Source organism: Bacteroidales bacterium (assembly GCA_013314715.1).
Lineage (GTDB): Bacteria > Bacteroidota > Bacteroidia > Bacteroidales > GWA2-32-17 > Ch61.
Genome location: JABUFC010000007.1, coordinates 17,708 through 36,164, shown reverse-complemented (window position 1 = coordinate 36,164; position 18,457 = coordinate 17,708). Strand labels below are relative to the sequence as shown.

19 protein-coding genes and 4 tRNA genes are annotated in these 18,457 nt (G+C 33.2%); all 23 read left to right on the top strand.

Annotation, left to right across the window (positions count from 1 at the left end; genetic code table 11):
* The first annotated feature begins 95 nt into the window (after window positions 1-95).
* Complete coding sequence (locus tag HPY79_02770) at window positions 96-1,244, top strand: T9SS type A sorting domain-containing protein (protein NSW44734.1); 1,149 nt, start codon at window positions 96-98, stop codon at window positions 1,242-1,244.
* A 60-nt stretch (window positions 1,245-1,304) separates the two neighbouring features.
* Window positions 1,305-1,889 carry a TetR/AcrR family transcriptional regulator gene (locus tag HPY79_02765; protein ID NSW44733.1) on the top strand — a complete coding sequence of 195 codons (585 nt, stop codon included), beginning with the start codon at window positions 1,305-1,307 and terminating at the stop codon, window positions 1,887-1,889.
* Window positions 1,890-2,445: 556 nt separating this feature from the next.
* Window positions 2,446-2,964 carry a hypothetical protein gene (locus HPY79_02760; GenBank protein ID NSW44732.1) on the top strand — a complete coding sequence of 173 codons (519 nt, stop codon included), beginning with the start codon at window positions 2,446-2,448 and terminating at the stop codon, window positions 2,962-2,964.
* Between the two features lie 3 nt (window positions 2,965-2,967).
* Complete coding sequence (locus HPY79_02755) at window positions 2,968-3,729, top strand: glycosyltransferase family 2 protein (GenBank protein NSW44731.1); 762 nt, start codon at window positions 2,968-2,970, stop codon at window positions 3,727-3,729.
* Window positions 3,729-4,688 carry a class I SAM-dependent methyltransferase gene (locus tag HPY79_02750; GenBank protein NSW44730.1) on the top strand — a complete coding sequence of 320 codons (960 nt, stop codon included), beginning with the start codon at window positions 3,729-3,731 and terminating at the stop codon, window positions 4,686-4,688. Before HPY79_02755 ends, HPY79_02750 begins: the two co-directional genes overlap by 1 nt.
* A 3-nt stretch (window positions 4,689-4,691) precedes the next feature.
* Window positions 4,692-5,915 (top strand): [FeFe] hydrogenase H-cluster maturation GTPase HydF, encoded by a 1,224-nt coding sequence (gene hydF / locus HPY79_02745; protein ID NSW44729.1) that lies wholly within the window; start codon window positions 4,692-4,694, stop codon window positions 5,913-5,915.
* Window positions 5,916-5,970: 55 nt separating this feature from the next.
* On the top strand, window positions 5,971-6,948 hold the full coding sequence (locus HPY79_02740) for a response regulator (GenBank protein ID NSW44728.1): 978 nt from the start codon (window positions 5,971-5,973) through the stop codon (window positions 6,946-6,948).
* The gene (locus HPY79_02735; protein NSW44727.1) at window positions 6,884-7,402 is read left to right on the top strand and encodes a hypothetical protein; all 519 of its coding nucleotides are present in this window, start codon (window positions 6,884-6,886) and stop codon (window positions 7,400-7,402) included. Before HPY79_02740 ends, HPY79_02735 begins: the two co-directional genes overlap by 65 nt.
* Complete coding sequence (locus HPY79_02730; protein ID NSW44726.1) at window positions 7,399-8,460, top strand: hypothetical protein; 1,062 nt, start codon at window positions 7,399-7,401, stop codon at window positions 8,458-8,460. Before HPY79_02735 ends, HPY79_02730 begins: the two co-directional genes overlap by 4 nt.
* A 73-nt stretch (window positions 8,461-8,533) precedes the next feature.
* Window positions 8,534-9,358, top strand: coding sequence for a peptidylprolyl isomerase (locus HPY79_02725; GenBank protein ID NSW44725.1), 825 nt, complete (start codon window positions 8,534-8,536; stop codon window positions 9,356-9,358).
* Window positions 9,359-9,439: 81 nt separating this feature from the next.
* Entirely contained in the window at window positions 9,440-10,459 is a 1,020-nt protein-coding gene (gene pheS / locus HPY79_02720) for a phenylalanine--tRNA ligase subunit alpha (GenBank protein ID NSW44724.1), read from the top strand.
* A 7-nt stretch (window positions 10,460-10,466) separates the two neighbouring features.
* The gene (locus HPY79_02715; GenBank protein ID NSW44723.1) at window positions 10,467-12,017 is read left to right on the top strand and encodes a glycine--tRNA ligase; all 1,551 of its coding nucleotides are present in this window, start codon (window positions 10,467-10,469) and stop codon (window positions 12,015-12,017) included.
* A complete protein-coding gene (locus HPY79_02710; GenBank protein ID NSW44722.1) occupies window positions 12,010-12,882 on the top strand; it encodes a hypothetical protein in 873 nt (290 codons plus the stop codon). Before HPY79_02715 ends, HPY79_02710 begins: the two co-directional genes overlap by 8 nt.
* A complete protein-coding gene (gene pseB, locus HPY79_02705) occupies window positions 12,879-13,910 on the top strand; it encodes a UDP-N-acetylglucosamine 4,6-dehydratase (inverting) (GenBank protein NSW44721.1) in 1,032 nt (343 codons plus the stop codon). Before HPY79_02710 ends, pseB begins: the two co-directional genes overlap by 4 nt.
* Before the next feature lie 87 nt (window positions 13,911-13,997).
* Window positions 13,998-15,164: a UDP-4-amino-4,6-dideoxy-N-acetyl-beta-L-altrosamine transaminase gene (gene pseC, locus HPY79_02700; GenBank protein ID NSW44720.1), complete on the top strand. Its 1,167-nt coding sequence runs from the start codon at window positions 13,998-14,000 to the stop codon at window positions 15,162-15,164.
* Window positions 15,165-15,236: 72 nt separating this feature from the next.
* Complete coding sequence (locus HPY79_02695; GenBank protein ID NSW44719.1) at window positions 15,237-15,434, top strand: 30S ribosomal protein S21; 198 nt, start codon at window positions 15,237-15,239, stop codon at window positions 15,432-15,434.
* A gap of 105 nt (window positions 15,435-15,539) precedes the next feature.
* Entirely contained in the window at window positions 15,540-16,409 is an 870-nt protein-coding gene (locus HPY79_02690) for a tyrosine-type recombinase/integrase (protein ID NSW44718.1), read from the top strand.
* Window positions 16,410-16,446: 37 nt separating this feature from the next.
* Entirely contained in the window at window positions 16,447-16,737 is a 291-nt protein-coding gene (locus HPY79_02685) for a ribosome-associated translation inhibitor RaiA (GenBank protein NSW44717.1), read from the top strand.
* Window positions 16,738-16,869: 132 nt separating this feature from the next.
* Window positions 16,870-16,943, top strand: a tRNA-Thr gene (locus HPY79_02680).
* A gap of 12 nt (window positions 16,944-16,955) precedes the next feature.
* Window positions 16,956-17,038: transfer RNA gene (locus HPY79_02675), tRNA-Tyr, on the top strand.
* Between the two features lie 15 nt (window positions 17,039-17,053).
* Window positions 17,054-17,126, top strand: a tRNA-Gly gene (locus HPY79_02670).
* Between the two features lie 6 nt (window positions 17,127-17,132).
* Window positions 17,133-17,204: transfer RNA gene (locus HPY79_02665), tRNA-Thr, on the top strand.
* Between the two features lie 47 nt (window positions 17,205-17,251).
* Window positions 17,252-18,439, top strand: a complete 1,188-nt coding sequence (gene tuf, locus HPY79_02660; protein NSW44716.1) for an elongation factor Tu — start codon at window positions 17,252-17,254, stop codon at window positions 18,437-18,439.
* Window positions 18,440-18,457 lie beyond the last annotated feature (18 nt).

The window sequence follows — 18,457 nt, the reverse complement described above, 5'->3', positions numbered from 1 at the left end:
AAAAAATAATTTTTTTATTCAAAAAATGAAATATTCATTTGTTTAATTAAAAAAAATGTTTTATATTTGAACGCAATAATCAAATATTAAAATTTATGAAAAAATTTATATTCATTAGTTTAGTAATATTGCCGTTTTTATTTTTTGGACAAACTTATTTAGTTGGACATAAACAAGTTACTTATACAGATCCTGCAAGAAATAATCGGAGTATTCAAACTGAAATATATTACCCAGCCAATACAGCTGGCGATAACGTAGCTATTGCTAACGGACAATTTCCAGTTTTAATATTCGGTCATGGTTTTGTAATGGGTTGGGACGCATACCAATGGTTGTGGGATAGCATTGTGCCAATGGGTTATATAATGGCCTTCCCCAGAACCGAAGGAAGTATAACACCAAGCCATAGCAATTTTGGTTTAGACTTACGATTCTTAAACGAAAAATTTAAAACAGAAAATACAACCGCTTCATCTTTCTTTTACCAACACATTGCCAATACAAGTGCCATAATGGGACATTCGATGGGTGGCGGTTCAAGCTTCCTAGCTGCCGAAAACTACACAAATTTTACCACACTTATAAATTTTGCTGCTGCTACCACCAATCCTTCAAGCATTACAGCAGCTTCTAGCGTAACTGTACCCTTGTTAATGTTTATAGGAGAAAACGATGGAGTTGCCCCTCCAGCTACACACCAAATACCCATGTACGATTCATGTGCAAGCTCATGCAAAACAAGAATTACCATAAAAGGAGGTGGTCATTGCTATTTTGGCAACTACAATTTTAATTGCAGTTTTGGCGAAAGTACCACAAGTCCACAACCTACCATTACTCGAGAAGAACAACAATCAAGAGTTCTCTATTTGCTTAAACCATATCTTAACTATATGCTTAAAGGTAACGCTTCGGATGGTGCTTTATTTATGAGCCGTTTAACTAACAACTCTAACATTACTTACCAAAGAACATGCAATACAAATTTTAACGATACAGAACTAATGAAAACACTTGTTTACCCAAATCCAACATCAGATGAGATTAATATTCTTATTCCCAACAATAAAGAAATTATTGAACTAACATTGACCGATATTACCGGTAGAATAATTTTAAATAAAAAAATAAATCATGAACATACCACAATTAAATTTCCAGAAAACATACACAATGGCATGTATTTTCTAAATTTGAGAAACCTAACAGGAGATATAAATTTTAAAATTGTAAAAAAATAATTTTGAATTTAAAAAAAAACAACTTAATTTTATACCCAAAATATTAATTATTCAATTTTTATGATAGAAGATAAAGATTTAGTGCGAGAACAAATCATCAATGCAGCAGCAGTTGTTTTTGGTCGTTTTGGGTATAAAAAAACAACTATGGACGAAATAGGAATGGCTGCCGGTAAAGGCAAGACCGCCATATACTATTATTTTAAAAACAAGGAAGATGTTTTTAAAGCAGTTGTAGAATGTGAAGCAACTGAATTAGAAAAAGCACTTTTTAACGCTATTTCTGATAAAAACACTCCCGAAGAAAAATTAAAATCATACTTTTATGCTCGTATGCGTACAATGCTCAATTTATCAAACTTTTACGATGCAATGAAAAATGAAGTTTTAGACCATTTACCGTTTATAAATAAAATTCGCACTGAAGTAGATGCTAAAGAAATAGCCCTTGTAAAAGATATTTTAGATGAAGGCATTAGAAAAGGATATTTTGAAGTTAAAGATATTGAAATGGCCACTATTACATTAGTGACGGCTCTTAAAGGGCTTGAAATACCACTATTTGTTGAAAACAAAGTAAATAATATGTCTATGTACATCGACCATTTAATACATATAATCTGTTATGGTCTAATTAAACGATAAAGCTATTTACCCCAAAAGTAGTAGCTGTTTTTTCATGGTTTTTCGATTTGGTTTGGTTAAGGTGGCAATATGCCACCTTAATCTATTTTTTTATAAACATAAGTTACAAACTAATTGAATAATTAGATAATTTGAGCCCTTTGCAAAACTAAAAAACGTACTCGTTTATTGTGATAAAAATTTCAAACTTATTTTAATTATTTGTATTGCTTTTTATCTATTACATTAGAACAATCTAAATGAAAAAAAAGCAATATATAACTCTCACATCATGGCAAGCGAACGCATCCCCTTACCGTCATTGCAATTCTTCTCTTAAAAAAGAGAAGAAGAAGCAATCTCCACCCCACACACAACACATTTTTAACGAGCATCGGGAAGATTGCTTCTCCCGATTTCTCGGGACCAAAACACCATGCCAACCCTTCATTCGCAATGACCAAAAAGAGTTTTGCAAAGGTCTCATACATAAATAAACATCATTATTGTAGAAGCAAGTAAAAATGAATTTAATAATACAAAAACTTAATATATATTTGCAAAAAAAATAGAAAATATGAACAAATTTATTTTTTTAACCTTAGCAGGAATTCTATTCTGGTTTTATTCTTGTAATTCCGATTCAAATTCGAACGAAAAAAATGCATATATTGCAGATGCTATTGACTTATTGCCTTGGATTAACAAAGATTTTACGAAAGAAGCAAAAATGGATAAGCATCCTTATGTGTTCTTTGTTGATACAACCCACGAATTTAGTTATGGTTTTAAAGCATTATATAAAGATATTAAAGTGAAAAATGCTAAAAAAATGACGGTTTCGTGCGAGGGTTATTTGTATCAAATTCCTTCTAAAGTACAATTAGTTATTGATATAAAAAATAATGGACAAAATGTTTTTTGGCAATCGCAAGCTTTTGACCAACAGATAAAAGAAACATCTATTTGGAGTAATGTTAGTTTTAGTGTAGATTTACCTAAAGAAGTAAATCCGTCATCGGAAATTCTTGTTTATGTTTGGTCGCCTTCGCATGAAGTAGCATTATTCGATCATCTTATGGTAAAATTCGAATAATTTATGCTTGCTGGCAAAAAGGTAGTTGTTGTTATGCCGGCATATAATGCCGAAAAAACATTGCGAGCTACCTATGCCGAAATTCCTTTTGATATTGTTGACGACGTGATTGTTGTTGACGATGCCAGTAGCGATAATACTATACATGTAGCACAAAGCCTTGGTATTAAACATATTATTCGGCATCAAAAAAATCTTGGATACGGCGGAAATCAAAAAACTTGTTATCAAAAAGCATTGGAGCTTGAGGCAGATATAATTGTTATGCTTCACCCCGATTATCAATATACTCCAAAGCTAATACCATCTATGGCATATATATTAGCTCAGGGTTTATACGATGTTGTTTTAGGGTCTAGAATTTTGGGTAAAGGAGCTTTAAAAGGAGGAATGCCAAAATATAAGTACTTTTTTAATAGATTGTTAACATTATTTCAGAACTTTGTTATTGCACAAAAGCTTTCTGAATATCATACAGGTTATAGAGCTTTTAATCGAAAAGTTTTACAAACCATTAACTATAATGCCAACTCAAACGATTTTGTGTTCGATAATCAAATGTTGGCTCAGATTTTTTATGCTGGTTTTTCTATTGCAGAGATTTCTTGCCCAACCAAATATTTCGAAGATGCATCGTCTATAAATTTTTCTCGTAGTGTAAAATATGGACTGGGAGTTATTAAAACCTCACTGCAATATCGAATGCAAAAATGGGGTTGGAGGCATTATGCCATTTTTGAAAAAATTGAAAAACAAAATTCATAATGGTAACTTGTCCCTTTTGTCATTCTTCTAAAAATCAATATCAATGGCATACAATAGATATTTATCAAAATAAATGGGATTTGTATCGTTGCCAATCGTGTCGTTTTTATTTTTTACATCCTTTTCCTACCGATGAGCAACTGGCAAGAGCATATGCTACCGATTATTATGGCGCCGGCAAAAACAAATTTAATTTCCCCTTTGTTGAAAAAGTTCTCGATTATTTTCGAAGCAGTAGAGCTCGAATGTTAAAAAAAATACTAAACCATAAAAAACAGAGTAAAATATTAGACATCGGTTGTGGAAATGGTCGTTTTTTAAATTATTTGCATGGTTTAGGATTTAAGCAATTATATGGTATTGAACTCCCTGGTAATAGTGCCGATAGAGCTAAAAAATACGAACATCTTCATATTCATATTGGTAAAATTGAAGATGCAATGTATGATCATGACAGTTTTGATGCTATTACAATGTTTCATGTTTTAGAGCATACTAAAAACCCTATACAAATTATAGAAAAGGTTCAGAGTTGGCTTAGGAGCCAAGGTGTTTTTATCGTATCATTTCCTAATATCGCATCGCATCAAGCTCAAAAATATAAAGGTTATTGGTTACATTTAGATCCACCACGTCATTTGAATTTTATTCAACCTGACGATTTTGTAGCATTTATGCAGCAATATGGCTTCGAATTATACAATATTTGTTATTTTTCGCCAGAACAAAATCCTTTTGGTTATGTTCAAAGTCAAATGAATAAAAAAGCACCTAAGCGCGAAATATTGTTCGAATCGTTTAAGGGCAATAAAGATTATTTGAGTGATGTATCAAAAAAGATATTATGGTATCAGCGTTTTTATTTTTTTATTGCTATGCCATATTATTTTCTGGTAGATATGTTTGAAGCATGGCAAAAAAAATCAGGAACCGTTTTATTTGTTTTTAAAAAAAAATAAAATATGCAAAAAGGTAAAGAACAAAAACCGCATATTGGTATATATGGCAGGAGAAACTACGGAAAAAGTAGTTTTATTAATAGTATAACAGGACAAGACATTGCTATTGTTTCTGATGTTGCAGGAACAACGACCGACCCTGTTAAAAAATCGTATGAAATTACAGGCTTCGGACCTGTTGTTTTAATAGATACTGCTGGATTAGATGACGAAGGAGAAATTGGTCAAAAGCGAATAAAAAAAACACTCGAAACACTTTCTATTATCGATTTGGCTATTCTTATTATTACTCAAAATACATTCGACGATTTTGAGAAAAATTTAATTCACGAATTTCAAAAGTACGATATACCTTACCTTGTTATATACAGTAAAATTGATATTTATCCTCCATCAAAAGATTTTATTAACGAAGTTGAAGCATATATTAAACAATCGATTATTTTATTTAGTGTTCATGAACCTCAACGACTTAATTACATTATACCGGCTATTAAACAAGCTATTCCTGAGTCGGCATATTCTACGCCTACTTTAGTGGGCGATTTAATAAAACAAGGCGATATTGTATTGCTAATTACTCCTATCGACGTAGAAGCACCGGAAGGCCGCCTTATTTTGCCACAAGTACAAGTAATTCGCGATGTGCTCGATAACGATGCCATTTGTATTATTCTTAAAGAACGAGAAGTCGATGCTTTTTTGCGAAATACTCAGATTCAACCAGCATTAGCAATTACTGATAGTCAATTGTTTTTAAAGGCTGCAGCTATGATTCCCGAAAATATTCCTTTAACAGGTTTTAGTGTTTTATTGGCTCATTATAAAGGTCATTTTCAGGAATATTTAAAAGGCACTCCTAAAATTAGTGAGCTAAAAGACGGAGATCGTATTTTGTTATTAGAATCATGCACGCATCATGTATCGTGCGACGATATCGGGCGAGTAAAAATTCCTCGTTGGATTAGCCAGTTTACAGGAAAAAATTTGCACTTCGATGTCGTTGCCGGTTTAAGCTCACTCCAACGTCCTATTACCGATTATGCATTGGTAATACAATGTGGCGGTTGCATGATTACACGAAAGCAACTTTTTAATAGGTTAAAACCTGCTATCGATGCGGGCATACCAGTAACTAACTATGGAATGACCATTGCATACGTGCAAGGCGTTTATAATAGAGCTATTGCACCTTTTGTTAAAGGACAGCAAGCCGATTACTTATAAAAAATGTCGAAACCATTTGTTGTTTTTTGCGTAAATATGCACAGTTTTTTTAGAAATGAATAAAACAGATGACTTTTATATTAAAACCGTTCTCTTAATTGAAGACGACCATGCTTTAGGTACGCTTTTAAAATATCGTCTCGAGTTATTAGGTATATCGCTGATACATGCCCTTTCGGGTAGCGAAGCTATTGAATATTTTGAAACCCACAATACACCATTGCTCATGATTGTCGATTATGAGCTAAACGACATTACAGGCGATGTTTTAATTGAGAAACTTAGAACATTAGGTGTTCAACATCCATTTATTGCCATAACTGGAGCCGGTAACGAAGAAATTGCCAGCGAATTTCTTCGTTTAGGAGCGGAAGATTATGTTATTAAAGATTTGGGTTTTATAAATAAAATTGAAAGTTCAATTGTCCGAACACTTAAAACGATTACTTATAAATACAAATTACAAGAACAACAAAAAGTTATTGCGAATAACGAAAAACGTTACCGCATGATTTTTGAAAACATACAAGATGTTTATTTTGTACTCGATAATCGCTTTCATATAAAAGAAATTAGCCCTTCTATCGAAAACGTTTTAGATATTCCTTCCGAAATGCTTATCAATCAGCCGGTATATTATATTTTAAATAACCGAAAACAATGGAAGGAAGGAGTAAAAAAGCTTATAGAAGAAAAAGTTTTATTAAATCATGAAATAACACTTATCAATCGCCCCAAAAATAAACAGGCAATTTGTCAGGTAAATGCCAAATTAGTAGAAATAGATGGAATAAAATGTGCTGTCATTAGTTTAAGAGATATTACCGAACTAAGGCAATTACAAAAACAGTTGTTAAATATAGTTGCTGAAACTGAAGAAAAAGAACGACGACAAATTTCAGAAAATATTCATGACAATATAGCACCTGTTTTTGCTACATCAAAGATGTATTTTACTCGTGCTTTCGATGAATCAAAAAAAAGTAGAAGAACGGAAAAATCTTTACAACGAAGCCATGCAAATGCTCGATGATGGAATTCAGATGTTGCGCCATGTGTCATCTGAACTTATGAGTCAGGTGTTAAGTAATTTTGGACTCGAAAAAGCCATTATGCTTTATTTGCAAAAGCTTTCAAAAATAGAAGAAATAAAATTAAATTTTTCTTTTCAAACTCAACAGCCACGATTTGAGTCGGTTATAGAAGATATTATTTATAGAACTGTTACCGAATTGATACATAATGGATACAAGCATAGCCAAGCCCAAAACATTGAATTAAAAATTTTTCAAGTCGAAAAAGCAATTTTTATTACATATCAAGACGATGGCATAGGCTTCGATTACTATAACCATATTTTATCGAATAATTCTAAAGGTCAAGGATTACATTTGATTTACAACCGCATAAAAATGCTGGGTGGAATCATTGACTTTCAACATTTAGAAAAAGGATGTATGTTTAAAATTGAAATACCCATACAATGATAAAATGCTGGTTAGTTGCAACATTAATATTTGTATTTATTCAGCTACAAGCCCAGCTAACCGATAAAAAATATGTTAATGCTAAAATTGGTCAGGGTGTTTTGTGGGGTGGTAGGGGTATCGCTTTAGAATATCGCATTAAGCATTTAGGCTTTTCGTTAAATGCAGGCTATCAGAGCGAACAATATATTTACGAACATACTATACAGCCTTCTTTCAATTATGGCATATATAGTCGTTATTATTATTATCGCAAAAGCGGTAATTGGCAAGCATACACCGGAATTTATTTTGGTTGGTTAAATAACTATTATTTACCAAGTATAGGCGAGTCAAAATATAACCCTATTGTTTATGGCTTTTGTGGTATGATTGGGGTTGAAATTCGTGAAGAAATATTAAACGTAGATATTGGTTTAACGCTCGATCCGGGTATCTTTATTTTGGACAAAAAACATCATCCCGAATATGAAACACAATGGAACATATCACCCAATATGGGGCTTGGAATAAATCTATATGCATTGCATTCGGCTATTAAATTTCGAAAAAAAATGAAGCGTAAATCTTATAAATACACAGAAACCAGTATAAAAAATGATACGTTAATAAAACAACCTCAAAAAAGCATTCACGAATTGCTTATCGAGCAAAAAGCATTGTCTTTAATAGAACAATGCAATCAACAAGTATTTGTAACAAATGAAAAAGTATTCTTTCAAAACGATACCCTTTATCTTTTAAAACAGGTTGGAATAAAACAATATGTATATATAAAACATTATTTGGCAGACTCTAAAAAAGAACAATTTTATGCAACCAATTTGGCTTCTAAAAGCGATGTGTATTTAATCAATCATAAAATAAATATTGAATCGCTCGACGAAATAGTAACCCTTTTAGACGATTGCGATCAAGTATTCCCAGCTTTAAATGGTTTATTAAGTATTTATATTGTAGATCATACCTGCTTCGCTCGACTTGAACAATTGACTTTTAAAGATAAGCAAGGCACCATTTTATTCGACAGTATATCTTTTTGTAAGCTTACATTTTAGTTTATTTAAAGAGATAATCAAATATACCATTTTTAAAGTTGAAAATAAACGTGTAATTTTGCCAAAAAAAAATATGTATAAAAATATTCTTTTTTTATTAGCAATATGGGTTTCAATGGGTTTTACCAGTATTCCTAAGGAGCCTATTGTAATAATTAAGACTTCGTATGGAAATATTAAAATTAAATTATATAACGAAACGCCTAAGCATCGCGATAATTTTTTAAAATTAATAAAAGAGCATTACTACGATAGTCTTCTTTTTCATCGCGTAATAAACCAATTTATGATTCAAGGCGGAGACCCCGATTCAAAAAATGCACAACCAGGACAGATACTGGGTAATGGTGGACCTTCATATACTATTCCTGCAGAGTTTGTTTCTACTTTATATCATAAACGTGGTGCATTAGCTGCTGCACGCGAGAGCGATCAGGTTAACCCTACCAAAGCCTCATCGGGTTCGCAGTTTTATATTGTTCAAGGTAAGGTATTTTCTAACGATGAGCTTAATATGTTAGAGCAACGTATCAATCAAAACAAAAAAAATCAACTACTTGGACAAATGATGAATACCCCCGAATACGCTTGGTTAAAAACAAAACTCGATTCAATGGTAAAATCGGGAAACAAAAATGCGGTTCAAGATTTTTTAAAAGAAACCAATGCACTAGCCGAAAAAGAATTGGATAAAGTAGGACGATTTAAATTCTCTCCCGAACAACGAAAAATATATACTACTATTGGAGGGGCTCCTCATTTAGATGGATCTTATACTGTATTCGGCGAAGTTATCGAAGGTATGAATGTAGTCGATAGTATCGCTTCTGTAAGTCGAGATAAAAACGATCGTCCTTTGAAAGATATTCGCATGTTTATTTATTTAGAAGAAAAATAAAGTTATTTATTAGCTATGAGAACAAATGTATCTCGCCATATTGTCGAAACCTTGATTGTAAAAATTAAAAAATAATTACACATGAAACATTTTATTGAAGACTTATTAACCAAGGTACGCAACTTGAATATACAATCGGCCGAAGAATTAGAACAATTTCGTTCAGAATTTTTGTCTAAAAAAGGACACTTAAATGTATTGTTCGATCGTTTTAAAGAACTACCCAAAGAAGAAAAAAAAGAAGTTGGACAAATATTAAACATACTCAAGCAAGAAGTGAATCAAAAATTCGAAAGCCTAAAAGCTCAATTTATTTCAACAACCGACAATCCATATCAAATTGATTTAACCTGTCCACCTGACCCCATACATTTGGGTAGTCGTCATCCCATTAGCATAGTTCGCAACGAAATTATAAACATTTTCGAACGAATGGGGTTTATTGTCTCCGAAGGTCCTGAAATAGAAGATGACTGGCATGTATTTACAGCATTGAATTTTCCACACGAACATCCTGCTCGCGATATGCAAGATACTTTTTTTATTCGCAAAAATCCCGATATATTATTGCGCACTCATACGTCGTCGGTGCAAATTCGAGTCATGGAAAAGCAACAACCACCTATACGTATTATTATGCCAGGAAGGGTGTATCGCAATGAGGCAATCTCTGCACGTGCTCATTGCTTTTTTCATCAGGTCGAAGGGTTATATATTGATAAAAAAGTGTCGTTTGCCGATTTAAAACAAACTCTCTTATATTTTGCACGCGAAATGTTTGGAGCTGAAACAAAAATACGTTTACGTCCGTCTTACTTCCCATTTACAGAACCTTCGGCCGAGATGGACATTTCTTGCAATTTGTGCGGAGGAAAAGGATGTGCTTTTTGTAAATATACAGGCTGGGTCGAAATATTAGGCTGTGGTATGGTCGATCCCAATGTACTCGAAAATTGTGGCATTTCAAGTAAAGAATACAGTGGCTTTGCATTTGGAATGGGAATTGAACGTATCACCAATCTTAAATATAGAGTTAAAGATTTACGCATGTTTTCTGAAAACGATATGCGTTTTTTGAATCAATTTACGTCAGCAATTTAAAACCATTATGAATCAGGAAGAATTATTTAAAAATCTTATTAGTCACGCTAAAGAATACGGGTTTATTTTTCCGTCAAGTGAAATTTACGACGGATTAGCCGCTGTTTACGATTATGGACAATTAGGAGCATTACTAAAAAACAATATTCGCGATTATTGGTGGCGCAGTATGGTACAGCTACACGAAAATATTGTGGGTATCGATTCTGCTATTTTTATGCATCCTACCGTATGGAAGGCTTCCGGACACGTCGACGCATTTAACGATCCACTTATTGATAATAAAGATTCAAAAAAACGATACCGTGCCGACCAACTTATCGAAGATTATTTACAAAAAATTCAAGATAAAATTGATAAAGAGGTTGAAAAAGCAGCTAAACGTTTTGGCGAAAGTTTTAATAAGGATTTATTTATACAAACCAATCCACGCGTAATTGAATATAAAAATAAATACGATACCATTTATCAACGTTTCAATAAGGCATTAAATGACAGCAATTTAGCCGACATAAAAGCGATCATTGAAGAAGAAAAAATAGTATGCCCAATTTCGGGTACATGCAATTGGACCGAAGTGCGTCAGTTCAATCTGATGTTTTCAACACAAATGGGATCGGTTAGTACTGATGCTGATGTTATTTATTTGCGTCCCGAGACGGCTCAAGGTATTTTTGTTAATTTTTTAAATGTATACAAAACGGGTCGCATGAAAATACCTTTTGGTATTGCTCAAACAGGTAAGGCATTTAGGAATGAAATTGTTGCAAGGCAATTTATTTTCCGCATGCGTGAGTTCGAGCAAATGGAAATGCAATTTTTTGTTAAGCCCGGTGAGGAACTCGAATGGTTTAAATATTGGAAAAAACAACGCTTAAATTGGCATTTGGCTCTTGGTATTGAAGAAGATAATTATCGTTATCACGATCACGAGAAATTAGCTCACTATGCCAATGCCGCTACCGATATTGAATTTAAATTTCCTTTTGGTTTTAAAGAACTTGAAGGTATTCATTCACGTACCGATTTCGATTTAGGCGCTCACCAAAAATATAGCGGTAAAAAATTGCAATATTTCGACCCTGAAACAAACGAAAGTTATGTTCCTTATGTAATTGAAACATCAATTGGTTTAGACCGCATGTTTTTAGCTATTTTGAGCTATGCATACAAACCCGAAAAACTCGAAGATGGCACCGAACGTTTAGTTTTACGAATACCTTATATACTTGCTCCTATTAAGATTGCTGTTTTGCCATTAGTAAAGCGTGATGGAATGCCCGAAAAAGCACGCGAAATATTGCGTATGCTTCAACCCCATTTTTATTGTCAATACGACGAAAAAGATACCATCGGACGTCGCTATCGTCGCCAAGATGCTATTGGTACTCCACTTTGTGTTACCATCGATCAAAATACTGTTAGCAATAATGTTGTAACAGTACGACATCGCGATAGTATGAAACAAGATGAAGTATCGATCGATAAACTTTTAACATATTTACAAGATTACATTACTATACAACCCGTATTGAATAAGTTGATTCAAAATGCTTGAAAAAATAAGCTATCATATTGAAAAAATAATACAAACATTTATTTCAATTATTCGTTTGCTTTTTTTGACCCATTATCGTGTTAAAATACAAAAACAAAACGATCATCAAGATTGTCTTATTTTAGCCAATGGGCCTTCTTTAAATTTTTTAATAGAAAAATACCCATCATTTATAAAAAATAAAGCATTGGTATGTGTCAATTTTTTTCCTAATACAAATTATTATCAAACATTCAAACCTTCGTATCATGTTATATCTGCACCCGAACTTTGGAGGAGCGATGCCATGCCCAATTATTTAAAGTTGAGCAAAGAGCTTTTCAAGAACATTGCACAAAAAACCGATTGGCAATTAACCTTATTTATTCCTTTTGAAGCTCGAAAATATAAACAATGGCAAGAACCATTAAAAAATAATCAAAACATTCAAATTACTTATTACAATCCTACACCCATTGATGGTTATTTTTGGTTTTGCAAAAAAGTTTTCGATTGGCAATGGGGTATGCCTCGACCTCATAATGTACTTATACCATCGCTTATGTTAGCCATTAAAAAGGGATATAAAAATATTTATATCTGGGGTGCCGACCATTCATGGTTAAAAGAAATATCGGTTGATGATCAAAATCAGGTTTTAGTTAATCAAAAACATTTTTATGATGAAGATACTTCCAAACCTTTACCAATGAACAAATTTAGAGGTACGCGCAAATTACACGAAGTTTTAATTAAATTTGTCCATGCTTTTAAAGGATATTTTGATATTGAAAAATATGCTCAATCAAAAAATGTATCTATATATAATGCAACACCAAACTCATATATAGATGCTTTTAAACGTTATAAAATAGAATCATTATGATACAACCAACTTCGCTCGATTTAAACGGTAAAACCATATTAGTAACTGGAGGAACCGGATCTTTTGGTAAAAAATTTGTCCAAACAGTTTTAGAACGTTGGCCAGACATTAAACGATTAGTGGTTTTTTCACGCGATGAACTTAAGCAATTTGAAATGTCGCAACAATTTCCAAAATCAAAATACAATGGTATCAGGTATTTTATAGGCGATATTCGTGATCCTGAACGATTTAAACGAGCTTGCGAAGGTATCGAAATTATTGTACACGCTGCAGCATTAAAACAAGTACCAGCCGCAGAATATAACCCTATGGAATTTATTAAAACCAACATCATGGGGGCAGAGAATGTTGTTAATGCAGCACTCGATAGCGGTGTTAAACATATAGTAGCACTTTCAACCGATAAAGCAGCGTCGCCAATCAATTTATATGGAGCAACTAAATTATGTAGCGATAAACTATTTATTTCTGCTAATAATATAAAAGGCAAACGCGATATTCGTTTTTCAGTAGTTCGCTATGGAAATGTTATGGGTAGTAGAGGATCGGTAATACCATTTTTTATCGACTTTAAGAAAAACGGATATTTGCCCATAACCCATCCCGAAATGACTCGTTTTAACATAACACTCGAAGAAGGGGTTAATCTGGTTTTAATAGCATTAGAAAGAGCTATTGGAGGCGAAATATTTGTACCCAAAATTCCTTCTTATCGTATTTTAGATGTTGCTGAAGCGATAGCACCTGGTATCGAAAAACGTATAGTAGGTATTCGTCCCGGAGAAAAAATTCACGAAGAAATGATTACTGAACACGACAGTTATAGTACCATTGATGCAGGTCAATATTATATTATACTTCCGGTTCTACCAGAGCACGAATTACAAATATATTTAGAAAAACATAAAGCGGTAAGAGTGCCTAAAGGATTCAAATATAATAGTGGCACTAATAAAGATTGGCTTTCGGTAGAACAAATTAGACAATTAATAAAACAACATGTAGATCCTAATTTTTCATTTTAAATGTGAAATCTCCAAGTTTATCAACAAAAAATAAATTAAAAAACTTTTTAAATATCATCATCCCCTTGAAATAATGAATTTATTATGATAAAACAAGAGCCTATACCTTATGGACGGCAACATATAACCGACGAAGACATTGCAGCTGTTGTAAAGGTTTTAAAAAGCGATTATTTAACCCAGGGACCATTGATAGAAGAGTTCGAAAAAGCATTTGCTAATTATATAGGAAGTAAATATGCCGTTGCTGTTGCAAATGGAACAGCAGCATTGCATTTAGCTGTTTTAGCTTTAGGTGTTAACAACGGCGATAAGGTAATTACTTCTCCTATTACATTTGCAGCTAGCGCTAATTGCATATTATATGCCGGAGCTGAAGTTGAGTTTTGCGACATAGACGAAAAAACATATACCATTGATATTAATAAAGTAGAAAAACTATTAGCTTCAAAACCTATTGGAACCTATCGAGGCATTATTCCTGTAGATTTAGCTGGTTATGCTGTAGATATAGAACGATTAAGAAAATTAGCCGATCAATATGGACTATGGATTTTAGAAGATGCTTGCCATGCACCCGGAGGCGGTTTTATTGATAGTCAACAAAAACTCCAATTATGTGGAAATACAAATTATGCAGATGCGGCCATTTTTTCATTTCATCCAGTTAAACATATTGCTACTGGCGAAGGCGGAATGATTACAACCAATCGTAAAGATATTTACGAAAAACTGCTACTATTGCGTACTCATGGAATTACAAAACAAAGCAATTTGATGCACGAAAATCATGGTGGATGGTATTACGAAATGCTAGAATTAGGTTATAACTATCGATTAACCGATATTCAGGCTGCTTTGGGTATAAGTCAATTATCTAGAGCTTCGCAAGGCTTAAATAAACGTAGAGAAATAGCAAATATTTATAATAAGCAACTTTGCAAAGTTGGTGATATAGTATTGCCATATGTTGCTGAAAATGTTCAACATGCTTACCATTTATTTATTATAAAAACCCAAAGAAGAAAAGAACTTTACGAGTTTTTAAAATCTAAAAATATTTTTACTCAGGTACATTATATCCCGATACATACTTTCCCTTATTATAATCGCAAAGGATGGAAAAAAGGCGATTTCCCTGTAGCCGAAAATTATTACGAACAATGTTTAAGTTTACCCATGTTTCCAACATTAACCAACGAACAACAAGATTATGTGATATACTCTATAAAAGAGTTTTTTAAAACAGAATAAAAAAATTTTAAAAGAATTTGAAAATTAATAAATAAGTTGTACTTTTGCATCCCAATTAAAATATAGTTATATATGATTATTGTACCCGTAAAAGAAGGCGAAAGCGTTGATAAAGCGTTGAAAAAATACAAACGCAAATTTGAAAAAACTGGCGTAATGAAAGAATTACGCGAACGTAAAGCATATAAAAAACCATCTGTACGTCGACGCGAGCAAATAATTAGAGCCATTTATATTCAAAAATTACAACAAGGGTTAATAACCAAGTAATTGAAATTTTGTTCGTTAAGGTTATATCAAAAAAAATCTTAACGTTGAAACAAAACAAAAATTCTTGCGTTTAAGAATACAGATAAGACCCTTGTTCAGATGAATATTTTTGATGCTTTTGCTAGTTATTTAAAGTTCGAAAAAAATTATTCAAGTCATACAATAAAAGCATACATTAGCGATCTTCAACAATGTAATGCTTTTATCGTTTTGCAAAACAAAGACTTATTTTCTGCCGAAACATCCGATTTGAGAGCATGGGTTATAAATCTACTTGAAGATCATGTTTCAGCTTCGTCCATTCATAGAAAAATATCTTCACTCAAAACTTTTTATCATTTTTTGCAACGCGAAAAATTAGTTTCAAAAAATCCAACCCGAAAATTAATACTTCCCAAAACCAAAAAACGTTTGCCTGTTTTTATCGAAGAAAAAAATATGCTCGAACTTTTTTCTCACTTAACCTTCGATGACAATTTTTCTGGTAAACGCGATAAATTAGTACTCTCGTTGCTTTATGCAACCGGTATTCGATTAAGTGAACTGATTAGCCTTAAGATTAACGATATCGATTTTTCTCAAAAAACAATAAAAGTACTAGGAAAAAGAAGAAAAGAAAGAATAATTCCTTTTGGAGCCATTTTAGAGCATGATTTAAAAACTTATTTATATTTACGTAATGAAAAAGAATTAAATTCGCCCTATTTAATAATAACTGAAAAAAATGAACCGGCATATGCAAAGTTAATTTATCGAATAGTACACTCATATTTAACTATAGCCTCTAATGTTGATAAAAAAAGTCCTCATGTACTTCGTCATACATTCGCTACACACCTATTAAATAATGGAGCCGATTTAAATGCTATAAAAGAGTTGTTAGGGCATGCCAACTTAGCAGCCACTCAGGTATATACTCATAATTCGTTCGAACAATTAAAAAAGATATACAATAAAGCTCATCCAAGAGCTTAAAATAATTTACAAACTTTAAATAATGGAGGAATATATTATGAAAGTAAAAATTCAAACAGTCCATTTTGACGCCGATAGTCGCTTAGAAGAATTTATTCATGAACGCGTTGACAAACTTATGAATAGATATAAAAAGGTAATTCATGCCGATGTGGTTTTGCGTCTTGATAAATCGGAGTCTCAGGAAAATAAAATCGCTGAAATAAAACTCGAAGTTCCGGGCAATCATTTATTTGTTAAAAAACAATCCAGAACCTTTGAAGAAGCAGCCGATTCAGCCGTTGAAGTTTTACATCGTCAACTTGAAAAGTTAAAAGATAAACACTAATATTGTTTTAATGAATTGATAATTAAAGGGTTGTAAAAAATAGTACAACCCTTTAATTTTTTTTTAAATATATTTTGAAATATCATTTATTTGGTATATCTTTGCGGTCTAAAATTTTAAGGTTCTTTGATTGCCGATGTAGCTCAGTTGGCCAGAGCAGCTGATTTGTAATCAGCGGGTCGGGGGTTCGAATCCCTCCATCGGCTCAAAATTAAGTTGGGGAGATACCAAAGCGGCCAACTGGGGCAGACTGTAAATCTGCTGGCGTATGCCTTCGTAGGTTCGAATCCTGCTCTCCCCACTTACCAATATAGTTGCGGGAATAGCTCAGTTGGTAGAGCATCAGCCTTCCACGCTGAGGGTCGCGGGTCCGAGTCCCGTTTCCCGCTCTTTTTGCCGATGTAGCTCAGTGGTAGAGCACTTCCTTGGTAAGGAAGGGGTCATGGGTTCAACTCCCATCATTGGCTCTAACTTTATTTTAAAAACGAGTATTAATTTTATAAAATTCTAAATTATGGCAAAAGAAAAATTTGAAAGAACGAAACCTCACGTTAATATTGGTACCATTGGACACATAGACCATGGTAAGACCACTTTAACGGCTGCAATTACTAAAGTTTTGGCAGAAAAAGGATTATCAGAATTCCGTTCATTTGATTCTATTGATAATGCACCGGAAGAAAAAGAACGTGGTATTACAATTAACACTGCTCATGTTGAATATCAAACTGAAAAAAGACATTATGCTCATATCGACTGCCCCGGACATGCCGACTATATTAAAAACATGGTTACCGGTGCTGCACAAATGGATGGTGCTATTTTAGTGGTTGCTGCTACCGATGGTCCTATGCCACAAACCCGCGAACATATTCTTTTAGCTCGTCAGGTAAATGTTCCTAAAATTGTTGTTTTCATCAACAAAGTGGACATGGTAGAAGACGAAGAAATGCTCGACCTCGTAGAAATGGAAGTTCGCGAATTATTAAGCTTCTATCAATTCGATGGCGATAATGCTCCTGTTATCCGCGGTTCTGCATTAGGCGGTTTAAATGGCGATCCCAAATGGGTAGCAAAAATTATGGAACTCATGAACGCAGTTGATGAGTATATTCCTCTGCCTACTCGCGATATCGATAAGCCATTCTTAATGCCTGTTGAAGACGTATTCTCTATTACAGGTCGTGGTACTGTTGCTACCGGTAGAATCGAAACCGGAGTTGTAAATACCGGCGACGAAATGGAAATTGTTGGTTTAGGACATGAAAAGAAAAAAACGGTTATCACAGGTGTTGAAATGTTCCGCAAAATATTAGACCGTGGTGAAGCTGGTGATAACGTAGGTTTATTACTTCGTGGTATTGATAAAAAAGAAATTCAAAGAGGTATGGTTATTGCAAAACCTGGAACCATAACCCCTCATACCCATTTTAAAGCCGAAGTTTATATCTTAAAGAAAGAAGAAGGTGGACGTCATACTGCATTCAGAAATCACTATCGTCCACAATTCTACTTACGTACCTTAGATATTACTGGTGAAGTTATTCTTCCCGAAGGTGTAGAAATGGTTATGCCAGGCGATAACTTATCTATCGAAGTAAAATTGATTTATCCTGTTGCTATCAATAAGGGTTTACGCTTTGCTATTCGCGAAGGTGGTAGAACCGTTGGAGCAGGTCAGGTAACCGAAATTATTGAATAAAAAAAAATAAAGTAAAAC

What these genes read in the sequence shown, in the direction of transcription:
- HPY79_02770 (NSW44734.1), top strand. Translation starts at nt 96, where the DNA reads ATGAAAAAATTTATATTCATTAGTTTAGTAATATTGCCGTTTTTATTT.
- HPY79_02765 (NSW44733.1), top strand. Translation starts at nt 1,305, where the DNA reads ATGATAGAAGATAAAGATTTAGTGCGAGAACAAATCATCAATGCAGCA.
- HPY79_02760 (NSW44732.1), top strand. Translation starts at nt 2,446, where the DNA reads ATGAACAAATTTATTTTTTTAACCTTAGCAGGAATTCTATTCTGGTTT.
- HPY79_02755 (NSW44731.1), top strand. Translation starts at nt 2,968, where the DNA reads ATGCTTGCTGGCAAAAAGGTAGTTGTTGTTATGCCGGCATATAATGCC.
- HPY79_02750 (NSW44730.1), top strand. Translation starts at nt 3,729, where the DNA reads ATGGTAACTTGTCCCTTTTGTCATTCTTCTAAAAATCAATATCAATGG.
- hydF (NSW44729.1), top strand. Translation starts at nt 4,692, where the DNA reads ATGCAAAAAGGTAAAGAACAAAAACCGCATATTGGTATATATGGCAGG.
- HPY79_02740 (NSW44728.1), top strand. Translation starts at nt 5,971, where the DNA reads ATGAATAAAACAGATGACTTTTATATTAAAACCGTTCTCTTAATTGAA.
- HPY79_02735 (NSW44727.1), top strand. Translation starts at nt 6,884, where the DNA reads ATGAATCAAAAAAAAGTAGAAGAACGGAAAAATCTTTACAACGAAGCC.
- HPY79_02730 (NSW44726.1), top strand. Translation starts at nt 7,399, where the DNA reads ATGATAAAATGCTGGTTAGTTGCAACATTAATATTTGTATTTATTCAG.
- HPY79_02725 (NSW44725.1), top strand. Translation starts at nt 8,534, where the DNA reads ATGTATAAAAATATTCTTTTTTTATTAGCAATATGGGTTTCAATGGGT.
- pheS (NSW44724.1), top strand. Translation starts at nt 9,440, where the DNA reads ATGAAACATTTTATTGAAGACTTATTAACCAAGGTACGCAACTTGAAT.
- HPY79_02715 (NSW44723.1), top strand. Translation starts at nt 10,467, where the DNA reads ATGAATCAGGAAGAATTATTTAAAAATCTTATTAGTCACGCTAAAGAA.
- HPY79_02710 (NSW44722.1), top strand. Translation starts at nt 12,010, where the DNA reads ATGCTTGAAAAAATAAGCTATCATATTGAAAAAATAATACAAACATTT.
- pseB (NSW44721.1), top strand. Translation starts at nt 12,879, where the DNA reads ATGATACAACCAACTTCGCTCGATTTAAACGGTAAAACCATATTAGTA.
- HPY79_02695 (NSW44719.1), top strand. Translation starts at nt 15,237, where the DNA reads ATGATTATTGTACCCGTAAAAGAAGGCGAAAGCGTTGATAAAGCGTTG.
- HPY79_02685 (NSW44717.1), top strand. Translation starts at nt 16,447, where the DNA reads ATGAAAGTAAAAATTCAAACAGTCCATTTTGACGCCGATAGTCGCTTA.
- tuf (NSW44716.1), top strand. Translation starts at nt 17,252, where the DNA reads ATGGCAAAAGAAAAATTTGAAAGAACGAAACCTCACGTTAATATTGGT.